Source organism: Pseudomonas sp. K5002 (assembly GCF_013386655.1).
In the GTDB taxonomy this organism is placed as follows: Bacteria; Pseudomonadota; Gammaproteobacteria; order Pseudomonadales; family Pseudomonadaceae; genus Aquipseudomonas.
Genome location: NZ_JACARK010000297.1, coordinates 1 through 5,237, shown reverse-complemented (window position 1 = coordinate 5,237; position 5,237 = coordinate 1). Strand labels below are relative to the sequence as shown.

At 61.1% G+C, this 5,237-nt stretch carries 7 protein-coding genes and 1 pseudogene; 5 read left to right on the top strand and 3 right to left on the bottom strand.

From position 1 onward, the window contains the following. The 4 genes and pseudogenes from HX846_RS39560 to HX846_RS15230 form a co-directional block, all read left to right on the top strand. Positions 1-160: pseudogene (locus HX846_RS39560) on the top strand (methylamine utilization protein MauE); the annotation flags it as partial. Positions 161-163: 3 nt separating this feature from the next. Further along, on the top strand, positions 164-784 hold the full coding sequence (mauD, locus tag HX846_RS15240; protein WP_003208875.1) for a methylamine dehydrogenase accessory protein MauD: 621 nt from the start codon (positions 164-166) through the stop codon (positions 782-784). A 19-nt stretch (positions 785-803) separates the two neighbouring features. Next, positions 804-1,325 (top strand): methylamine dehydrogenase light chain, encoded by a 522-nt coding sequence (locus HX846_RS15235; RefSeq protein WP_003208877.1) that lies wholly within the window; start codon positions 804-806, stop codon positions 1,323-1,325. A gap of 122 nt (positions 1,326-1,447) precedes the next feature. Next, on the top strand, positions 1,448-1,969 hold the full coding sequence (locus HX846_RS15230) for a cytochrome C (protein ID WP_087694284.1): 522 nt from the start codon (positions 1,448-1,450) through the stop codon (positions 1,967-1,969). 68 nt (positions 1,970-2,037) lie between these two features. Here the strand turns inward: HX846_RS15230 and feaR are convergent, their stop codons facing one another. From feaR to paaY, 3 genes are all read right to left on the bottom strand, one after another. After that, complete coding sequence (gene feaR, locus HX846_RS15225; RefSeq protein WP_178965652.1) at positions 2,038-2,952, bottom strand: transcriptional regulator FeaR; 915 nt, start codon at positions 2,950-2,952, stop codon at positions 2,038-2,040. Between the two features lie 76 nt (positions 2,953-3,028). Next, on the bottom strand, positions 3,029-3,952 hold the full coding sequence (paaX, locus tag HX846_RS15220) for a phenylacetic acid degradation operon negative regulatory protein PaaX (RefSeq protein WP_003208883.1): 924 nt from the start codon (positions 3,950-3,952) through the stop codon (positions 3,029-3,031). A 61-nt stretch (positions 3,953-4,013) separates the two neighbouring features. After that, positions 4,014-4,604 carry a phenylacetic acid degradation protein PaaY gene (gene paaY / locus HX846_RS15215; RefSeq protein ID WP_003208885.1) on the bottom strand — a complete coding sequence of 197 codons (591 nt, stop codon included), beginning with the start codon at positions 4,602-4,604 and terminating at the stop codon, positions 4,014-4,016. A 361-nt stretch (positions 4,605-4,965) separates the two neighbouring features. Here paaY and HX846_RS15210 point away from each other — a divergent pair. Continuing rightward, positions 4,966-5,237: enoyl-CoA hydratase-related protein (locus tag HX846_RS15210; protein ID WP_178965651.1), on the top strand; the 272-nt coding region annotated here is incomplete at its 3' end.

Below are 5,237 nucleotides of genomic sequence, written 5' to 3'. Positions count from 1 at the left end.
CGTGGCCCTGCTGGCCAGCGTGCTGCCGATTGCCCGTGACCTGGGTTTTTTCGACGGCTTCGTCACCGTCGCCGCCAGCGCCGTCGCGCTGCTGATTTACGCCGCAGCCGATGGCCTGCTGGCGAACTCCCCTCTTCTGCTCAAACTGATTGGTAGGTGATCAATGGAAGGCCTTATTGTTTCCAACGTACTGCTGTGGGTACTGCTGCTGGCGCTGGCGTTTGCCGTGATGGGCCTGGTGCGCCAGATTGGTGTGCTGCACGGGCGCATCGCCCCGGCCGGCGCACTGATGGTCGACAAGGGCGTGGCGGTGAATGAGCCGGCCCCGCAAGTCACCGCTTCCGACCGTAAAGGCCGCCCGGTGAACTTCGGCTATGCCGGTGAGAAGAACCAGTTGCTGTTCTTCCTCTCGCCCACCTGCCCGATCTGCAAATCCCTGTTGCCGGCGATCAAGTCCATCGCCAGGGAACAGGCTGACCGACTCGATGTGGTGTTTATCAGCGACGGCGACATGGAAGCCCAGCACGCGCTGATCACCGAACACAAGCTGGACGACGTCACCTACGTGGTCGGCCCGGAAGTCGGCATGACCTACCAGATCGGCAAGCTGCCGTATGCCGCGCTGATCGACAAGAGCGGCACCTTGCGCGCCAAGGGCCTGGTCAATTCCCGCGAGCACCTGGACAGCCTGTTCGAAGTCGAACACCTGAAAAGCGCGACGCTGCAGGAATACCTCAACAGCCAGCCGCAGCCCCACGACCACAGCCACGGCCATAGCCACTGATTAAGGCAGGGAGACTCTCATGAAATTGCTGGATCTGTTATTCGAGCGCTCGACCCGTCGCCTGGCCGACACCACGTCGCGACGCAAACTGTTGGCCCGTATGGGTTCGCTGATGGTCGCAGGCGCCGCGTTGCCCCTGCTGCTGCCCCTGGACCGCACCAGCAAGGCGCTGGCTGCCGATAACCCGAAAGCCGGTGACCCGGGCGACCCGAACAGTTGCGACTACTGGCGCTACTGCTCCATCGACGGTTTCCTGTGCAGTTGCTGTGGCGGCTCGGTGACCTCCTGCCCACCGGGCACCGAGGCGTCCCAGGTGACCTGGATCGGCACCTGCCGCAACCCGGCGGATGGCAAGGACTACATCATTTCCTATAACGACTGCTGCGGTAAGCAAAGCTGCGCCCAGTGCGCGTGCACGCGTAACGACAGTGAGGAACCGGCGTACCGGCCGTTCAACAACAACGATGTGAACTGGTGCCTGGCGGCCAAATCCCACATCTACCACTGCACGGTCTCGATCATTCGCGGCGTCGCGGTTTAACTCACCCTTGTGGCGAGGGAGCTTGCTCCCGTTGGAGTGCGAAGCGCCCAGAGATCTTGGGGCCGCAGCACAGCCCAACGGGAGCAAGCTCCCTCGCCACAGGTCAGTGCAAGAGGCTTGTCATGCGTACGTTGTTTTTGCTGAGCTTGATGTGTGTCTTCGCCACCCCGCTCGCCCAGGCTCGGGCCATTCCCAATCCAAACCAGAAGCACGCACCGGGGAATGAGTCGCCGCAAACGCCGATCGCCCAGGCCGGGTACAGCGTGGCGACCAACTATCAGCTGCAGTGTGCCGGCTGCCATCTGGGCAGCGGCATGGGCTCGGCGGCCAACGACACACCGAGGATGACCGGGTTTGTCGGCAACTTTCTGAAGGTGCCGGGCGGTCGGGAGTTTTTGGTACGGGTGCCGGGGATGTCGCAGTCGGCGCTGAACGATGGGCAACTGGCGGATTTGCTGAACTGGCTGATGCGTCCGGACGGGATGGCGGGCAAGAGTACGCCGGTGGATTACAAGCCCTATAGCGCCGAGGAAGTCACTGAATTGCGGCACAAAGCGATGCTCAATCTGCCGGGCACAAGGGCGGGTTTGATCAAGGAAATGCGGGCGCAAGGGATTGCGATTGAAGATGGAATGCCCAACTGAACGAAACGCGATCCAAATGTGGGAGCGGGCTTGCTCGCTCCCACATTTTTGATCGGCGTATCCCCTGATCAGGCGTGTTGTTTGCGGTACTCACCCGGCGCAATGCCGAACCGTGACTTGAACGCCGTCGAAAAATAACTCGAATCCGAAAACCCCCACGAGTACCCCAGCACCGAAAGCTTTTCCTCCACCCTGGATTGGCGCAGGGATTCAGCACACAAATCCAGCCGTCGGTTCTTGATGTACCGTGCCACCACCAGGCCCTTGCGGGCAAAGATCCGGTACAGCCCGCGCACCGACATCCCCACCTCCCGCGCCAGCCACTCGGGGCACAGCTCTTCGGAGCGAATGTGCTGGTCAATACACTCCAGCGTCTTGCGGAACACTCGCTCATGGGCGTCGCTGCCCTCGCCCGCCTGGCTGATCGCCGGGCGCAGCAGGTTGATGATCGCCTCCAGCGTCGCCTCGCTTTCCTGCAAGGTCAGGTTGTCTTGCCGGGTGGCCTCCAGAATCAGCTGCCGGGACAGCATCGCCATCGGCGACGCCGCCTCGATCCGGTGCCCGCATTTGACCGGGTTGAAACGCAAGGTCTGCTCCACCAGGTACGACGGCAGGATCAACGACAACTGCCGCGAATTCTCGCTGTAGGTGAAGTCGCTGGGGTGCGCCGCATCGATCAGGGTAATGTCGCCGGCGCGCAACAGCGCCTTGCTGTCACCCTGGGCCATGCCGGCCGTGCCGTCGAGCTGGAACACGGCAAAGTACTTGCCGCCCTCGCCCGCCGCGATTTGGCTGGAGGTACGAAACAGCCGCGCCTGGCAGGCGTCGACAAAGCTGAGTTTCAGCGCGCCGCTCTGGTACTCGCAGATCTGCCCGGAAAAACCATCCCCCAGGATCTGCCCATCGAATGCGCCACAGATCTGATTGATCTGATGGATCCATTGGTCGAACCCATCACAGCGCTGTGCAATTGAAGACATCATGTTCAGGCCTCACGCAGGCTTATTTTTATTCTCTACGCCACATTACTCCACCCGTTCTCCTGAACAGCGTCGCTCCTTATTTCAGGCCTCCGAACCGCCGGTAAAAGCTTTCGCCAACGTCCGGCAACGGGCCGTCGGCAGTTTCCAGCGCGCTGTTCAGCCATTCCTCGGCCTTGGCGTAAATCAACCGGTAAATATTGCGGCACAACTGGCGGGCGGCGCGGCCTTCCCAATCGCCGGGGAGCAATTCATCGGGCAATTGCGGGTCGCGCAGCAGCAGTTTGCGGTACTCATGAATAAGCAGGACCCGTGCCAGGAAACAATCCGCAGGCTGTAGCTGTTCCTGCTCGCGAAGCGCTTGCCAGAGCGGTCGGAACAGTTGGATGAACTCGCTGTAATGGGCCGCCAGCTCCTCGATGTTCCAGCTCTCGCGCACCTGCACCCGCAGGGCCTTGGAGGCCAGTACATCCTGGGCGGTGGTTTCGAAGACGATGGTGTCTTCCTGGGCGCCGAGGTCGAGCAAGGTGGCGTTGACGTCGGCGCGGTCGCTGCGTGGGCAGGCCAGCACGGTCGGGGCAATCGCACCAAAACCTTGCCACTCCAGCTCTTCACGCACTTGTTTGCGCTTGTCCTGGGTCAACTGCGTGAGCATCACCAGGCACCACGAGCCATCCCATGCCGGCACGCTGGAGCTGTAGACCCGCTTGAAGGCCTTGTCGAAACGCCGACGCCCGGCACCGGTCAGGCTGTAGTAGCTGCGGCGCCCGACTTTTTCGGCGGTCAGCCAGCCTTCCTTGGTCAGGCGGAAGATCGAGGTGCGGATCAGCCGTTCATTGATGCCGATGGGTTCGAGCAACTGGATCAGGCTGCCCAGCCACACCGTCCCGCCGTGGGGTTCGATGGCGTCCCCGTACAAGGTGATGATCAAGGAACTGGCGCGAATCGGCGTCTGCTCCTGGAAGCGGGTAATCAGTTGGTTCAGGGGTGTCAGTGACGACATGGGCGTACCGAGGCAAAAAGAGAAAATATACCGTTTTTAGCGGCGTCGGGATGCAGGCGATTCATCTGCCCTTGGGCCGCAGGCCGCTGTCGCTGATGCGTGGGCGATCAGCTTCCGGTGCGCTCAGGGGTGCGCATTCCTGCATCTGCTCCAGGCAACGCTGAGCCAGGCGCTGGTATTCACGGGTGCCGGTTTGTTTCCAGTGCACCTCTTCATCACTGAGGCTGCGCTTGACGCTGGCCGGCGCGCCCATCACCAACGACTGCTCAGGGCACTCGAAACCGGCTTTGACGAACGCCGCCGCCGAGACGAATGAGCGAGCGCCGATACGGGCGTTGTCCATCACCACCGCATTCATGCCCACCAGCGCATCGGTGCCGATCCGGCAACCGTGCAGCACGGCGCCGTGGCCGATATGGCCGTTGCGCTCGACCACCGTGTCGCTGTCCGGGAAGCCGTGCATCACACAGGTGTCCTGCAGGTTGGCGCCTTCTTCGAGGACGATGCGCCCGAAGTCGCCGCGCAAACTCGCCAGCGGCCCTACATAGCAATGGGGGCCGATGATCACGTCGCCGATCAGTACCGCCGAGGGATGGACGTAGGCCGTGGGGTCGACCACCGGGGTCAGGCCGTCGAGGCTGTAGCAAGTCATGGGGATTCCTTTTATGGCGTATTCGCAAAGCGATGCCGATCTTGGCTTATTTTGTATCACATCATTTTTACAAGCACAAAGCTGAAAAAGCGTATCGCTTGAATCATGTGTCGCCGTGGCTTGATACGGTGCCGCTGATAATCGACGTAAAGCCAATAAAATAGGGGATTTATCAGGTATTCACCGACCAGCACAGCGAGCAGTTCATTTTCATCAAACTCAAAACAAGACACACCAAATCAATTTTATCGTTGCATTTATGTATCACGTTGAAGCTATACTCCGGCAAAACCGGCTGACCACGCCGATCCAATAATGAGCCGGCTGACCGCCGAGCGTGCACCGTGAGGGCCTCACGACCATGAACTTCGAACACATCCTGTTTTCCATCGAGGCCGGCGTCGCCCTGCTCAGCCTCAATCGCCCCGACCAGCTCAACAGCTTCAACACGCAGATGCACGGCGAAGTCCAGCAAGCGTTGAAGCAAGTCCAGGAAAACCCCGACGTGCGCGTGCTGCTGCTGACCGGTGAAGGCCGCGGCTTTTGCGCCGGGCAAGACCTCAGCGACCGCAACGTGGCACCCGGCAGCGCGGTGCCGGACTTGGGCGAATCCATCGAGAAGTTCTACAACCC